The sequence below is a fragment of the Candidatus Pantoea edessiphila genome (genome assembly GCF_002933335.1).
GTDB lineage: Bacteria > Pseudomonadota > Gammaproteobacteria > Enterobacterales > Enterobacteriaceae > Pantoea_C.
This window is the reverse complement of sequence record NZ_PDKS01000001.1, coordinates 284,596-299,998: the sequence shown is the minus strand read 5'-3', so window position 1 is coordinate 299,998 and position 15,403 is coordinate 284,596. Positions and strand designations below refer to the sequence as shown.

At 27.6% G+C, this 15,403-nt stretch carries 13 protein-coding genes; 10 read left to right on the top strand and 3 right to left on the bottom strand.

Features of this window, described 5'->3' with window-relative positions; all coding sequences use genetic code 11:
- The first annotated feature begins 453 nt into the window (after positions 1-453).
- The 9 genes from dps (at position 454) to CRV11_RS01315 (ending at position 9,081) form a co-directional block, all read left to right on the top strand.
- Entirely contained in the window at positions 454-972 is a 519-nt protein-coding gene (gene dps / locus CRV11_RS01355; RefSeq protein ID WP_136131538.1) for a DNA starvation/stationary phase protection protein Dps, read from the top strand.
- Positions 973-1,072: 100 nt separating this feature from the next.
- Entirely contained in the window at positions 1,073-2,368 is a 1,296-nt protein-coding gene (gene serS, locus CRV11_RS01350) for a serine--tRNA ligase (protein ID WP_136131537.1), read from the top strand.
- Between the two features lie 204 nt (positions 2,369-2,572).
- Positions 2,573-3,661, top strand: coding sequence for a 3-phosphoserine/phosphohydroxythreonine transaminase (gene serC / locus CRV11_RS01345; RefSeq protein WP_136131536.1), 1,089 nt, complete (start codon positions 2,573-2,575; stop codon positions 3,659-3,661).
- 72 nt (positions 3,662-3,733) lie between these two features.
- Positions 3,734-5,020, top strand: a complete 1,287-nt coding sequence (gene aroA / locus CRV11_RS01340) for a 3-phosphoshikimate 1-carboxyvinyltransferase (protein WP_136131535.1) — start codon at positions 3,734-3,736, stop codon at positions 5,018-5,020.
- A 106-nt stretch (positions 5,021-5,126) separates the two neighbouring features.
- The gene (cmk, locus tag CRV11_RS01335; protein ID WP_136131534.1) at positions 5,127-5,870 is read left to right on the top strand and encodes a (d)CMP kinase; all 744 of its coding nucleotides are present in this window, start codon (positions 5,127-5,129) and stop codon (positions 5,868-5,870) included.
- A gap of 43 nt (positions 5,871-5,913) precedes the next feature.
- Entirely contained in the window at positions 5,914-7,590 is a 1,677-nt protein-coding gene (gene rpsA / locus CRV11_RS01330; RefSeq protein WP_136131606.1) for a 30S ribosomal protein S1, read from the top strand.
- Positions 7,591-7,654: 64 nt separating this feature from the next.
- A complete protein-coding gene (gene ihfB, locus CRV11_RS01325; protein ID WP_136131533.1) occupies positions 7,655-7,939 on the top strand; it encodes an integration host factor subunit beta in 285 nt (94 codons plus the stop codon).
- Positions 7,940-8,189: 250 nt separating this feature from the next.
- Positions 8,190-8,360 (top strand): Trm112 family protein, encoded by a 171-nt coding sequence (locus CRV11_RS01320; RefSeq protein ID WP_136131532.1) that lies wholly within the window; start codon positions 8,190-8,192, stop codon positions 8,358-8,360.
- A 97-nt stretch (positions 8,361-8,457) separates the two neighbouring features.
- Positions 8,458-9,081 (top strand): MBL fold metallo-hydrolase, encoded by a 624-nt coding sequence (locus CRV11_RS01315; RefSeq protein WP_136131531.1) that lies wholly within the window; start codon positions 8,458-8,460, stop codon positions 9,079-9,081.
- A 19-nt stretch (positions 9,082-9,100) separates the two neighbouring features.
- On the opposite strand, the gene CRV11_RS01310 is transcribed toward CRV11_RS01315, so the two are convergent.
- From CRV11_RS01310 to asnS, 3 genes are all read right to left on the bottom strand, one after another.
- Positions 9,101-10,291, bottom strand: coding sequence for an amino acid aminotransferase (locus CRV11_RS01310; protein ID WP_136131530.1), 1,191 nt, complete (start codon positions 10,289-10,291; stop codon positions 9,101-9,103).
- 130 nt (positions 10,292-10,421) lie between these two features.
- Entirely contained in the window at positions 10,422-12,014 is a 1,593-nt protein-coding gene (locus CRV11_RS01305) for a porin (RefSeq protein ID WP_136131529.1), read from the bottom strand.
- A 195-nt stretch (positions 12,015-12,209) separates the two neighbouring features.
- Positions 12,210-13,610: an asparagine--tRNA ligase gene (gene asnS / locus CRV11_RS01300; RefSeq protein ID WP_136131528.1), complete on the bottom strand. Its 1,401-nt coding sequence runs from the start codon at positions 13,608-13,610 to the stop codon at positions 12,210-12,212.
- A 505-nt stretch (positions 13,611-14,115) separates the two neighbouring features.
- Here asnS and pyrD point away from each other — a divergent pair.
- A complete protein-coding gene (pyrD, locus tag CRV11_RS01295) occupies positions 14,116-15,126 on the top strand; it encodes a quinone-dependent dihydroorotate dehydrogenase (RefSeq protein WP_136131527.1) in 1,011 nt (336 codons plus the stop codon).
- Positions 15,127-15,403: the final 277 nt, after the last annotated feature.

The following is a 15,403-nucleotide window of genomic DNA, read 5'->3' as shown; positions in this document are numbered from 1 at the left end:
AAGGTTTATGCAATTATTTTTCACGTATTGTAAATATTAATTTATCTTTGTTTTATATAATCTTTAACTACTCAGTAAAATAACTCAAATAACTAAATGTAACCATCTACAAAAGTTAATAAAACCAGAAATCATGTACTTTACATATTTAGTAATATTTCCTATAACAAATAACTATAATATAATCTATAGAAATAGATTGCTTAACTTTTAGCTAGATGATAAGGATGTTTTAAATAACGGAAATATATTATTGTAATAATTAATAATTTCTATCTTGTTGAAACAATAAATAATTTTTTAAATACATTATAAGAATACTTTTTATAAAAAATAAAATTTAATTTTAAACAATATATAATCTATATATTAATGTTTTATAGATTTTTATCAATAATTTTCTAGCATTATTAATTAAATAATGATGTTCAACTATTTATAATGAGGAAAACAATGAAAAATATTAAGCATACAGATCATGATTGTTTATCTTCTGATTTAATTTATACTTGTAGTCATATTGATACCAATGAAAAAATACACATAATTAATAAACTCAATTTATTATTGGCAGAATTAATTGACTTATCTTTAATGACTAAACAAGCACATTGGAATATAAGAGGAGTTAATTTTATAGCAATACATAAAATGTTAGACGATTGTTATGATATTATAATTAAACATCAAGATATTGTCGCTGAACGTATTGTTCAATTAAACGGCATTGCATTAGGTACTCTACAAACGGTTTATAATCAAACATCATTAAAAAGTTACCCAATAAATATCGATAATATACAAAATCACTTAAATGAACTCATTAGACGTTATAACAATATAACAACAAATAATATTAAAGAAATAAATAATATACAAGATTTAGTGACGAATGATATATTAATATCTCTATCTCGTGATCTAGATAAATGTATTTGGTTGATAGAATCTAATATTGAAAAACAATTATGAATTATAATATTTTAAGCAATATAATATATCGGTAATATATTATAAAATGGGTTTTTATTTAAAAATAATATCAATATAATTTAAACATATAGGTTATGTTATGCTCGATCCATATCTATTGCGCAAGGAACCATACATAGTTGCAAAAAAATTAATAAGAAGAGGATTTGTTCTAGATTCAAATAAAATTATTGCTCTTGAAAACAATCGTAAAAATTTGCAAGTAGAAAACGAACAACTAAATATACAATATAAAATAAAATCTCAAAACATAGGAAAAATTAAAAGAAGTGGTGAAAACATTAACAAATTATGTCAAGAAATAAAATTGTTAAAATCTCAATTAGATTATAAAAAATCACAATTAAAAGATATTGAAGATCAAATAAAAGATTTTTCGTTAAAAATTCCTAATTTACCTTCAGAGGAAGTTCCGAGCGGAAGTAATAAACATAAAAACATTACAGTTAGTTACTGGGGTAAACTGCGTGATTTTAATTTTAATATAAAAGATCATGTTGAATTAGGAGCAATTAATAATGGACTTGATTTTGCTTCTGCATCAAAGATAACTGGTGCTAGATTTGTAGTTATGCAAGGTAAAATTGCTTATTTACATCGTGCATTAGGTCAATTCATGATTGATTTACATGTTAATCAACATGGATATTTAGAAACCTATGTTCCATATATTGTTAATCAAGATAGTCTATATGGTACAGGACAATTACCTAAATTCGGAGATGATATATTTCATATTAACATACTGAAAAACAAATCAGCAATTAAAAAATATTCTCTAATACCTACTTCTGAAGTACCTTTAATTAATTTTGCAAAAAACAAGATTTTTAATGAAGAAAACCTACCGATTAAACTTACTGCACATACACCTTGTTTTCGATCTGAAGCAGGTTCTTATGGACGTGATGTACGTGGATTAATTAGAATGCATCAATTTGATAAAGTTGAATTGATTCAAATTGTTAAACCAGAAAAATCTGTTGATGCTCTTGAAGAATTAACAAAACATGCAGAAAAAGTATTGCAATTATTAAATTTACCGTACCGTAAGATATTGTTATGTGCTGGAGATATGAGTTTTGGAGCCACTAAAACATATGATTTAGAGGTCTGGTTTCCAGCACAAAACACCTACAGAGAAATTTCTTCCTGTTCAAATATGTCAGATTTTCAAGCTCGTAGAATTAAAGCACGTTATCGTAGTGAGGAAAGAAATAAAAAAATTTTATTAACTCATACTTTAAATGGTTCAGCTCTAGCAGTAGGTAGAACGTTAGCAGCAGTCATGGAAAATTATCAACAGATAGATGGTAGTATTATGATACCCAATGTTTTAATTTCGTATATGAATAATATAAAATCAATATATTAAATAATATTTATCAAGTGAAATAAAATCTATAATAAAATTTTCTTTATTATAAATCATAAAGCAATCTGATGAATTTAGAATAGTAATTTATGATATATATAAAAAACATATGGTTTTATTAGTTATTATTATATAAGTAATTTTATTATAAAACACAAAAATAATTTCATAAGAACAATATATTAGTATATTTAGTAGAGAATCATGATAAAAACATATAATTTTAGTGCAGGTCCTGCAATGTTACCAACAGAAGTTCTTTCTAGAGTAAAAGAAGAACTATTAAATTGGAAAAATATAGGGGTGTCTGTAATGGAAATCAGTCATCGCAGTAAAGAATTTATAAATATGGCTGAAAAAACTATTCAAGATCTGCGAGAACTATTAAAAATACCATCCAATTATAAAATACTATTCTGTCACGGTGGTGCAAGAGCACATTTTGCTGCAATACCAGCTAATCTTTTAGGCACTTTTTTAAGTGCTGATTATATTGATGGAGGATATTGGGCGAATAAATCTATCCAAGAAGCCAAAAAATATTGTATACCAAATGTTATAAACGTAAAAAATATAAACAATAATATACACGCAATAACCCCTATGAAACATTGGAATATTAGTGATAATTCAGCATATTTACATTACTGTCCAAATGAGACAATTGATGGCATAGCTATACATGAACAACCACAATTCGAAAATAAGGTGATAATAGCTGATTTATCCTCATCTATACTTTCATGTCCTATAAATGTTGATAATTACGGGGTAATTTACGCTAGTGCGCAAAAAAATATAGGTATTGCTGGACTTACCATAGTTATTATAAAAGAAAATTTATTAAATATTAGAGTAAATCCTTATCTCCCTTCAATACTTAATTATAATATTTTATCAAAAAACAAATCTATGTTTAATACTCCTCCTACTTTTGCTTGGTACTTATCAGGATTAGTATTTAGTTGGTTAAAAGCACAAGGAGGATTACTTGAAATGAGTAAAATTAACAAAAAAAAATCAGATATCCTCTATAAAACTATAGATAAAAGCGATTTGTACCAAAACAATATTTCTAAAAAAAATCGATCCTACATGAACATTACTTTTACATTAACAAATTATTCATTAGAAAATTTGTTTTTAAAAAAATCATTTGAAGCAGGTTTAATTGCGTTAAAAGGTCATCGTGCTATAGGAGGTATACGTGCTTCAATATATAATGCAATGCCTTTAGATGGAGTGAATACTTTAATTGATTTTATGCGCTATTTTGAAAGTAAATATGGATAATGAACAATAAAATATTTAATTTCATAAAATTTAATTACAATAAGTAATATTTACATTTATTTGGATTGTATTATGCATAGTTCTATAACTTTAAAACCAATTTATCGAGTTAATGGTACAGTTAATCTTCCAGGTTCTAAAAGCATATCTAATCGTGTTTTATTACTGGCAGCTGTAGCAAAAGGCACAACCGAGCTAAAAAATTTACTAAATAGCGATGATGTTAAATATATGCTTGAGGCATTAAAAGAATTAGGAGTACATTATAAACTATACGATAATAATACTACATGTAAAATAATTGGTAATTCTGGACCTTTAAAATCATCTAGTTCATTGAAATTATTTTTAGGTAATGCCGGTACAGTAATGAGACCATTGACAGCAATGCTATGTTTAGAGTCACAAGATATTATATTAACTGGTGAAAAAAGGATGAAAGAGCGCCCAATAGGTCATTTAGTAGAGATATTACGAGAAGGTGGAGCTAAAATTGACTATTTGGAGCATATTAATTATCCACCTCTTAGAATATTTGGTGGTTTTGCAGGAGGTCAATTTACAATTGATAGCAGCTTATCTAGTCAATTTTTGACTGCTTTATTAATGCTATCTCCATTAGCTCAAAAAGATACTAGAATTACTGTTAAAGACAACTTGGTTTCAAAACCTTATATTGATATTACTTTGAAAGTAATGAGAGATTTTGGTGTCGAAGTGCAACATCAAAATTATCGAAATTTTTTTATAGAAGGGAAACAACAATATCATTCACCTAAAGAATATTTAATTGAAGGAGATGCATCAGCTGCATCTTATTTTCTTGCTGCTGCTGCAATTAAAGGCGGTACTGTAACTGTACGGGGGATTGGTTCTCAAACAATACAGGGAGATATTCGTTTTGTTGATATAATAGAAAAAATGGGTGCCGTGATATATAGAGGCAAGGACTATATATCTTGCACAGCAGGTGAATTAAGGGCTGTTAACATGGATCTAAATGATATTCCCGATGCTGCTATGACAATTGCAATAATGGCTCTATTCGCTAAAGGTACAACTACAATACGCAATATTTATAATTGGCGTATTAAAGAAACAGATCGAATGTTAGCAATGTCTACTGAATTACGTAAATTAGGTGCTGAAGTTGAAGAGGGACATGATTATATAGTTATTAAACCGTTAAAAAAAATTATTCATGCTAATATTCACACTTATAACGATCACCGTATAGCAATGTGTTTCTCTCTAATAGCTTTGTCGGACAAATCTGTTACAATTATTGATCCAAGTTGTACTACGAAAACATTTCCTAAATATTTCAAAGAATTTGCTAAAATTAGCCATTGTTATTAAATAATTTATCATGAAATACCGAAAATAAATTATTTAATCAATAACTCATTTAAAATGCAATAACATAAAAATTACATTTATGAAATGATTACAAAATGGAATAAATATGTTGGTTATCCCTGTAATAACTATAGATGGTCCTAGTGGAGTAGGGAAGAGCACATTGTGTAAAGCAATAGGAAGATTATTAAAATGGAATATATTAAATTCTGGTGCTATATATCGTTCTTTAGCTCTTATTTGTATAGAGCAAAAAATAAATGTTTTACAACTAGAAAGATCAATTAAACACATATTAATAGATTTTAATTTAAACTTTGTTTATAAGAACAATAAATTTATAGTTTTTTTAGATAATAGGGATATATCTCAAATTATACGTAAACAAGAAGTAAGTGAATTATCTTCATATATTGCAGAGAAACCTTTAATCCGAAATGCTTTATTACAAAAACAACGGGATTTTCTTAAAACCCCGGGTTTGATTGCTGATGGACGTGATATGGGTACTATTATTTTTCCTGATGCAAAAGTAAAAATTTTTTTAAATGCTAGTTTAGAAGAACGTACTAAGCGTAGAAAGTTACAATTGAAAAAACAAGGTTTTAGTGTTAATTTTGAAAAATTATTTAATCAAATAAAGGACAGGGATGAACGGGACTATAATCGCAAAATTTCACCCTTATTACCTGCTAGTGATGCGCTAATTATTAATTCGGAACATATTTCTTTTAAACAAGTTTTAAATAATACACTACAATATGCTCAGGAAAAATATTTAATAATTAAGGATAATAACTTATACCAAGGATTAGGTATAGGTAATGTTAAACAACACCATAAGACATGAAGTCATATGGAAGTTAAAATTAAGAGTTCTAAAAATTATCAATATGGCTGAATCTTTTTCTCAATTATTTAAAGAATACCTGGGTGAGATAGAAACAAAACCAGGTTCTATTGTTCGTGGAATAGTAATATCCATAGATAACGATATAGTAATGGTAGACGCAGGATTAAAATCTGAATCTGCAATTCCTATAGAACAGTTTAAGAATATTACAGGAGAAGTACAAATTCAAGTAGGTGATGAAATAGATGTTGCTTTGGATGCCGTAGAGGATGGTTTTGGTGAAACCATTTTATCTCGCGAAAAAGCTAAGCGCCATGAAGCTTGGGTTATGTTGGAGATTGCATATGAAAGTTCTAAAATTGTTACAGGAATTATAAATGGCAAAGTTAAGGGTGGATTTACTGTTGAGCTTAATGGTATTCGTGCATTTTTACCAGGTTCATTAGTGGATATTCGTCCAGTAAGAGATATGTTTCATTTGGAAGGCAAAGATCTTGAATTTAAAGTAATAAAATTAGATCAAAAGCGCAATAATGTTGTTGTTTCGCGTAGAGCTGTTATTGAATCAGAAAATAGTGCTGAACGTAATCAATTGTTAGAAAATTTATCAGAAGGAATGGAAATTAAAGGTATTGTTAAAAATCTTACAGATTATGGTGCATTTGTAGATTTAGGAGGAGTTGATGGTTTATTGCATATTACTGATATGGCATGGAAAAGAGTTAAGCATCCAAGTGAAATAGTGAATGTAGGAGATGAAATTAAAGTTAAAGTATTAAAATTCGATCGAGAAAGAACTCGTGTATCTTTAGGTTTGAAACAGTTGGGAGAAGATCCTTGGATAGCAATTGCTAATAGGTATCCAGAGGGTATTAAACTTAATGGAAGAGTTACTAATTTAACTGATTATGGATGTTTTGTAGAAATAGAAGAAGGAGTAGAAGGTTTAGTACACATATCTGAAATGGATTGGACTAACAAAAACATACATCCTTCAAAAGTTGTTAATATAAATGATTTAGTTGAAATAATGGTACTAGACATTGATGAAGAACGACGTCGTATTTCACTGGGTTTAAAACAATGTAAACCGAATCCATGGCAACAATTTTCTGAAAAATATAATAAGGGAGATCGCGTTAAAGGTAAAATAAAATCGATAACTGATTTTGGAATTTTTATTGGTTTAGATGGTGGTATTGATGGTTTAGTACATTTATCAGATATTTCATGGAATTTAAACCACGACGGTGTAGAAATAGTCCGTAATTATAAGAAGGGAGATGAAATTGCTGCTGTTGTATTACAAGTTGATACAGAAAGGGAGCGTATATCTTTGGGTATCAAACAACTTGAAGAAGACCCTTTCCATAATTATATAACATTGCATAAAAAGGGGAGTATTGTTACTGGAACAGTAATTTCAGTTGATGTTAAACATGTTACATTAACATTATCTGATAGCATTGAAGGATCTTTGAAAATTATTGAAAATTCTCAAGATAATACAGGAACTATACCTTATATAGTTGGAGATAAAATAGAAGCAAAAATTATTGGTATTGATCGTAAAAATCGTATTGTTATTTTATCTACTAAAATAAAGGAGCAATATGAAGAAAAAGACAATATAACCAATAATAGTAGTAATGATGATGAAGAGAGTAATTTCTCTAATGTTATGGTTGAAGCATTTAAAGCTGCTAAAAATGAATAATTAACCTAATAAAAAATATATACTAGTTCAGTATTAATATTAATTATAGCTAATTGGTGATTATATGACAAAATCAGAACTTATTGAAAAATTAGCTAGACAAAATGTTCATATATCAATTAAAACTATTGAAAATGCTGTCAAAGAGATAATTGAATACATGGCTACTACATTATCACAAGGTGAACGAATTGAAATTAGAGGTTTTGGTAGTTTTTCATTACATTACCGTGCTCCTCGCATAGGTCGTAATCCTAAAACAGGTGATAAAGTAGATCTAGAAGGCAAGTATGTTCCACACTTTAAACCAGGAAAGGAACTACGTGATCGTGCAAATATGTATAATTAATTTGTTATATAAGAATAATATTATTTTAATTGTCAAGTTTGATGCTGCACTTTAGCGCAGCATCTATTTTTCTTCTTTATTTTTTTTAATAAATTATATATATATGGTTATATTTTGAAGATTATTGCATATTAAAATAGATTTACTTAATTTATTATAACAAAAACAACTGATCACATATTTTGGTGCTTAGTGTATTATATTAAGCTGATTTAAATAATAAAATAAAATCTATGCTAGGAAGTATAAAATGGACAATTACTTACTTGAAACTATAATTTGTCCTGTATGTAATAATAAGTTAGAGTATGATACTAATTTAAAAGAACTTATCTGTAATAGAGATTTTTTGGCATATCCAATTAATAATGGTATTCCAATATTAATAGATATCAAAGCTAGAAAAGTATTTTCTAATTAAAATAATTAACTATTAGTAAAATAACCATTTATAATATAACTATATTGAACTTAACAGTTAAATTTTTTAATTAAAACGCCAGGTATTATGGGGGCTTATGAATTATTATATCATTCCTGTTACTGCTCTTATGCAGAATTGCTGTATTGTATGGTGTAAATTGACTAGTGAAGCTGTAATTGTTGATCCAGGTGGAAATGCTGACAATATCAAAAATAAATTACAAGAGCTTAATATCAATCCGTTAAAAATTTTAATAACCCATGGTCATTTAGACCATGTTGGAGCCTCTATTGCAATAAGTAAATTTTATAAAATCCCAATATTAGGACCACAAAAATTTGATAAATTTTTATTAGAACATATGTTAAACCAAAGCAAACATATTAATAAATCATCAAATTTTACTACCCATACTTGGCTTGAAGATGGTGATAAAATAGAAGTAGGATCATTAACGTTTGAAGTTATACATTGCCCTGGTCATACACCAGGACATATAGTATATTTCTATCGAAAAGGTCGTATTTTGATATCTGGAGATGTGATTTTTAATGGCAGTATAGGTAGAAGTGACTTTCCTCGAAGCAATCGTCAACATCTAATTAATTCCATTAAGATCAAATTATTGCCATTAGGAGATGACATAACATTCATTCCTGGTCATGGATCTATTTCTACATTAGGATATGAAAGAATACATAATACATTTTTAAATTAAATTATAGGCTAAAACATAATCAAAAAACTTTTTTAATTGAATTACATAAATAAGTTATATTACTTGGAGTGATAGCTGCAAAGTTTATACGACCAGAATTTATTATATAAATGCCAAATTCTTTGTTTAGTCTAAAAACTTGTTCTTTATTTAATCCAATAAATGAAAACATTCCTTGACGATCTAAAAGAAAACTTATATCTTTTTGTATGTTTTTTTTAATTAAAGTGTTGACAAATAAAGTGCGCATAAGCTTAATTCGCAAATTCATATATGATAATTCTTTCTGCCACATATCATATAAATACTGGTTTTTTGAAATAGTTATTACAATATTTGCACCATGTGCTGGTGGATTGGAATAATTAGAACGAATTATAGATTTTATCTGGCTAAATATGTTTTTAATTATTTTAGAATTTGCAGCTAGTAAAGTAAGAGCTCCAACTCTTTCATTATATAAACCAAAGTTTTTTGAATAAGAGCTAGCTATAATCATTTCTTCATGTGAATCTAAAAACAGACGTAATCCTTTAGCATCTTCATTGATGTTATTTGCAAATCCTTGATAAGCAAAATCAAACAGGGGTAACCAACCATTATTATGAGACATTTGAGCTAAATTCTGCCATTGTTCAAAATTTAGATCAATACCTGTTGGATTATGGCAACATCCGTGAAATAATACTATATCCCCGGGTTTAGCGTTTCTTAATGAATTGATCATATTATCAAATAACAATTTATGATTTATTTCGTCATAATACTGATAGTAACAAATTTCAAAACCTGTATTAGAAAATATATTTCTATGATTAGGCCAGCTTGGATTGCTAATCCAAATACGTTTTGTTGATGTATGTGTTGATATAAAATCTGCTGCAATCCTTAACGCTCCTGTTCCACCTAAGGTTTGTATTGTACACATACGACCTGTTTTGATAACTTTGTTATCTTTTTTAAAAAGCATATTTTGAGTAAAATGGGCAAACTCAATTAATCCTTCAATATTTAAATAATTTTTAGTGTTTTCATTTTTTAATAATATATGCTCAGCATTTTTTACACTGTTAAGTATAGGAGTATTACCTAGTTCATCCTTATAAACACCTATACCCAAATTAATTTTATAAGATCTATTATCTAGATAAAATAGATCAGCTAGGCCTAAAATAGGATCGTTTGGTGCAAACAAAGTTGATTCAAACATAATTTAATTCCAATATAGTAAATATTGCATCAAAGATAAATTTCTGTAATTATATAACGATAATAAAAGAAAAGTTATTTTACAAATAAAAAAAACGGAACCAAAGTTCCGTTTTTTTGTAAAAATTTTTCTAAAATTTGTAAACTAAACCTATTGCCAAAATATTATCCGGATCATTAAAATTTAATAGACCCTTGGATTCTTTCTGATCTATACGGTAGTCAATATATGTTGACATATTCTTACTAAGATTATAAGTCGCACCTATATCGAGATATCTGTATAGATAAGTATTTCCACCCTGCATATTTTGAACTTTTGATACTATATAAGCTATAGAGGGGGAAAAACCAAAATCAAATTTATACTTTCCAACTATTTCAAAATTACGTATTTTATCAGCAAAACCACTAACATAGTCCTTGCCTGCTTTTTCTAAATAGGTTGTAGACAGTGTTTCCCCATACATTGTAGCAAAGTATATATGATCTTTTTCATATTTGATAGCAGCAGACCATTGTCTTGCATTATCTTTTGGATCTAAATTTGACTTTGCATCATCTTTCTTTTTATTAACAACGGCTACTTTATTTGAATCACCTTTTAAGTCATTTGTTAGGTCATTGTTTATATCATTGTCTAGATGATTGTTGTGGTCAAAGTTTTGGTCAATTTTTGGTACATCATTTAGATCATCGTTTAGATGATTATTTTGGTCAATTTTTGGTCCATTATTTTGATCAATTTTTGGTCCATTATTTTGGTCAATTTTTGGTCCATTATTTTGGTCAATTTTTGGTCCATTATTTTGATCAATTTTTGGTCCATTATTTTGATCAATTTTTGGTCCATTATTTTGGTCAATTTTTGGTCCATTATTTTGGTCAATTTTTGGTCCATTATTTTGGTCAATTTTTGGTCCATTATTTTGATCAATTTTTGGTTCATTTTTTGGTTCATTTTTTGGTTTATTTTTTGGTTCAGGAGTAGTTGAATGATCTTTAATAAGCATACTATTGCCATATGCTGCGGCTATTCCTAAACCAGATGAAGATACATAGGAAATTGATGCTCCTAAAGTATTTCCATTAAAATGCATAACATCAATACTAGGTGCACGTTGGCTTTGGTATTGAATAGCAAAATTTAGATTTTTCTTGATTCCAAAAAAATCTTTATTACGATATGTAAATAATCCGCTATTTCTACCAGCTAAAAAATTATCTGAATATTCTGAATTACCACCAAATTCTGGAAGAACACTAGTCCAACTACTTACATCATGAATAACTCCATAATTACGTCCATAATCAATAGATCCTAAAGGAGATTTAATGCCCACAAAACCTAAAGTAGCTCTACTAGTAGAATTTGTTGTACTTTCAGGCATATATAAGGGAGAATCATATTGTAATTGTCCATATCCTATTATATTATCATCCAGTAAAGTTTCGGCTTTAAACCCAAAATTAGCACGACTTTTGTCTAATCCTGTGTTATTTTCTCGCGGAACATTAAAAATAAAATAGTTTTGACGGTAATCAAAAGGAATATTTTTATTTAAAGAAGCATTCGGATATAAATAATGAAAACCATCTATTTCACCGTATATATCTAATTTAGTGTTGTTTTTATTATAAACCTCTACTGCATTGGTTACATTACTAATTAAAACAGTCAGCATAGTTACAGCTGCCATAAAAATTTTTTTTTGACGAACCATTATTTATTAACCTCATTAAGGGTCATTCAGCATAACTATTATATGATTTTTTATTAATATTAATGATCAAATAAAAATTAATAATTGTAAAAAAATCATTTAATTGTAATCAAGCACTAATTGTTTAAAGAAATTAAAATGCTATTTAAAATAAGAAAAAATAAATCAAATTCGTTTTTTCTTATTTATGTGCTTTTAAAAATTCACATTACGTGGTGTACGTGGAAATGGTACTACATCTCTAATATTCTGTACTCCAGTAATAAAAGAAATCAACCGTTCAAATCCTAATCCAAAACCAGAATGAGGAACAGTTCCATAACGCCGAAGATCGCAATACCACCAATAATCTTCAATATTTAATCCTGACTCCTTGAGACGCATGTTTAATATATCAATTCGTTCTTCTCTTTGTGATCCACCAATTAACTCACCAATCCCCGGTACTAAAATATCCATTGAAGCAACTGTTTTATCATCATCATTTAAACGCATATAAAATGCCTTTATTTCTTTAGGATAATTTTTAATTATTACTGGTATTTTAAAATATTCTTCTACCAAGAATCTTTCATGTTCAGATGATAGATCAATTCCCCAGTAAACACTATTTTCAAATGACTTTTTAGAATTTATTAAAATATCAATAGAATCATCGTAATTTATATGAACAAAATTAATAGATAGTAAGTGTTCTAAACGTTTTATTATATTTTGATCAATACGTTTAGCAAAAAACTCCATATCATCTTTACGTTTTTCAATAACCAAATTAAATACATATTTAAGCATTAGTTCAGCTAATTTAGCAATATCCTCCAAAGATGCAAATGCATATTCTGGTTCTAACATCCAAAATTCAGCTAAATGGCGAGCAGTATTTGAATTTTCAGCACGAAATGTAGGGCCAAAAGTATATACTTTTGATAAAGCACTAGCATATGTTTCAGCATTTAATTGGCCTGAAACAGTTAAAAAAGCTTCTTTCCCAAAAAAGTCTTTATTAAAATCGATTTTTCCTTGATCATTATAAGGTAATTCATCTAAATCTAAAGTAGAGACGCGGAACATCTTACCTGCACCTTCAGCATCAGATGATGTGATAATTGGAGTTGGTATCCAAAAAAAACCGTGATTATCAAGAAAAAGGTGTAAAGCTTGAGCTATTGTATGACGTATACGAGTTATAGCACCTATTATATTTGTCCTAGGACGCAAATGTGCCATTTCTCGTAGATGCTCCATACTATGGCTTTTTGCTGCCATAGGATAGCAATTAGAATTTGTTACCCAACCAACCACCTCTAATTTAGTTACTTGAATTTCAAGATCTTGGCAATATCCAGGAGAAGAAATAATCATCCCTGTCACTATAACTGAACAACCTGTAGTTAGATGAGTTATTGTATCTTTGTAATTTTCTAAAGAATTATTAACAACAGCTTGTACACTGTGAAAACAGGAACCATCATAAATTGAAATAAAGGAGCACCCAATTTTTGAATCTCTTCTAGTGCGTACCCAACCACGAACAGTAATCATATCATTCACTACAACATGATTGTATAATATATCTGATACAGATACTAATCTCATAAAAATATCTCTTTAACAAAAATATCTCTTTAACATAAATAAATGCGTTTACTTGATTTTGTATATTTATATATAACATTATATTTTCATAATATACAATAATTACAAACAATTTAAATATAAATATTACGTTTAACGTAACGATTTATTATCTTATAATGATTTATTATCTTATAAACATACGAGTATATCACATAACTTAACCACTAAGATGTTTAACTTAACCATAAGATGTTTACGAAACACATAGATATTAACCAGCATTATAAGTAAATCGAATTAAACTAATAATTAAATTTAGCAACATCTAACACTCAATAACCACATTTTATATGTAATATAAAAACTAGATAATTCATAATTATACACTATATATTTGAAATAAATTTCAATGCAAATACAACTTATCCTAATATATTATAGTTGATCTTAATAAAGATATTGAAATAATTTTTATTAAAATTATCCTTATAAATTATTATATATAATAAATATTGGAGACAATATGATTTATCATATCATTAAATCTATATTGTTTAAATTTGATCCTGAATTAACACAAAAAATTGTAATTAAACAATTAAGTATAATTAGTGGGACATCACTACAAAAAATTTTCAAGTTTAAACTAGTATCTCGTCCAGTAAAGTGTATGGGAATTACTTTTAAAAATTCATTAGGTCTTGCAGCTGGACTAGATAAAAATGCAGAATGCATTGACTTATTTGGGGCTATGGGTTTTGGATTTATTGAGGTAGGGACTGTAACACCAGTAGCTCAAATTGGGAATATACAACCAAGATTATTTCGTTTAGTCGAATCAGAAGGTATTATCAATAGGATGGGATTAAATAATCTAGGTGTAGATAATTTGGTTAATAATGTAAAAAAATCTAATTTTAAAGGTATAATTGGTATCAATATTGGCAAAAACGCAACTACTCCAATTGAAAAAAGCAAAGATGATTATCTCATTTGTATGGAAAAAGTTTATTCTTATGCTGATTATATTGCTATTAATATTTCATCCCCAAATACACCGTTTTTAAGAATGTTACAATATGGCGAAGCACTTGATGATCTTCTTGCTTCTATTAAAATAAAACAAAAAGAACTAGAAAAATTTACATTAAAATATGTTCCAATAGCTATAAAAATTTCTCCAGATCTTTCAGAAACAGAAATAATTAAAATTGCAGATAGCTTAATTAGATATCGTATTGATGGTGTTATTGCCACTAATACTACTACTACACGTTCTTTAGTTAGGAGATTAAAGCATTGTGAAGAAATTGGCGGATTAAGCGGACGTCCCTTGCAGTCAATAAGTACTTTAGTGATTAAATCTTTAGCAAAAGAACTAAAAGGCCGTATTCCAATTATTGGAGTAGGTGGGATTGATTCGTTAATTGCTGCCAGAGAAAAAATTGCTATTGGTACATCATTGATCCAAATTTATTCTGGTCTTATCTATAAAGGTCCACAATTAATAAAAGATATTGTTAATTATATTTAAATTTTTAGACTTAATTATTACCTTTTAATTAAAGATTATATATTAATATATTACTATTATCATGGATAATGGATTGTTTTTATAAACTTTTAATACGACGATCTTTAACTTTAATATGAATCAATAAAAATTATACAGTAATATATATTATATAAGTTAGATAATTTATTTTATAAATTAATTAAAGCAATGGCAATTCTGATTAATTGTATTATAAATATATTGATGAATTAAGATTTAATCATGTTATCTGGATTTATATATTTGACTATAATAT

Bases quoted from the DNA above. Each gene is read 5' to 3' on its own strand.
- CRV11_RS01310 (WP_136131530.1), bottom strand. From the start codon at position 10,291: ATGTTTGAATCAACTTTGTTTGCACCAAACGATCCTATTTTAGGCCTA.
- cmk (WP_136131534.1), top strand. From the start codon at position 5,127: ATGTTGGTTATCCCTGTAATAACTATAGATGGTCCTAGTGGAGTAGGG.
- CRV11_RS01315 (WP_136131531.1), top strand. From the start codon at position 8,458: ATGAATTATTATATCATTCCTGTTACTGCTCTTATGCAGAATTGCTGT.
- asnS (WP_136131528.1), bottom strand. From the start codon at position 13,610: ATGAGATTAGTATCTGTATCAGATATATTATACAATCATGTTGTAGTG.
- CRV11_RS01320 (WP_136131532.1), top strand. From the start codon at position 8,190: ATGGACAATTACTTACTTGAAACTATAATTTGTCCTGTATGTAATAAT.
- CRV11_RS01305 (WP_136131529.1), bottom strand. From the start codon at position 12,014: ATGGTTCGTCAAAAAAAAATTTTTATGGCAGCTGTAACTATGCTGACT.
- ihfB (WP_136131533.1), top strand. From the start codon at position 7,655: ATGACAAAATCAGAACTTATTGAAAAATTAGCTAGACAAAATGTTCAT.
- dps (WP_136131538.1), top strand. From the start codon at position 454: ATGAAAAATATTAAGCATACAGATCATGATTGTTTATCTTCTGATTTA.
- rpsA (WP_136131606.1), top strand. From the start codon at position 5,914: ATGGCTGAATCTTTTTCTCAATTATTTAAAGAATACCTGGGTGAGATA.
- pyrD (WP_136131527.1), top strand. From the start codon at position 14,116: ATGATTTATCATATCATTAAATCTATATTGTTTAAATTTGATCCTGAA.
- serC (WP_136131536.1), top strand. From the start codon at position 2,573: ATGATAAAAACATATAATTTTAGTGCAGGTCCTGCAATGTTACCAACA.
- aroA (WP_136131535.1), top strand. From the start codon at position 3,734: ATGCATAGTTCTATAACTTTAAAACCAATTTATCGAGTTAATGGTACA.
- serS (WP_136131537.1), top strand. From the start codon at position 1,073: ATGCTCGATCCATATCTATTGCGCAAGGAACCATACATAGTTGCAAAA.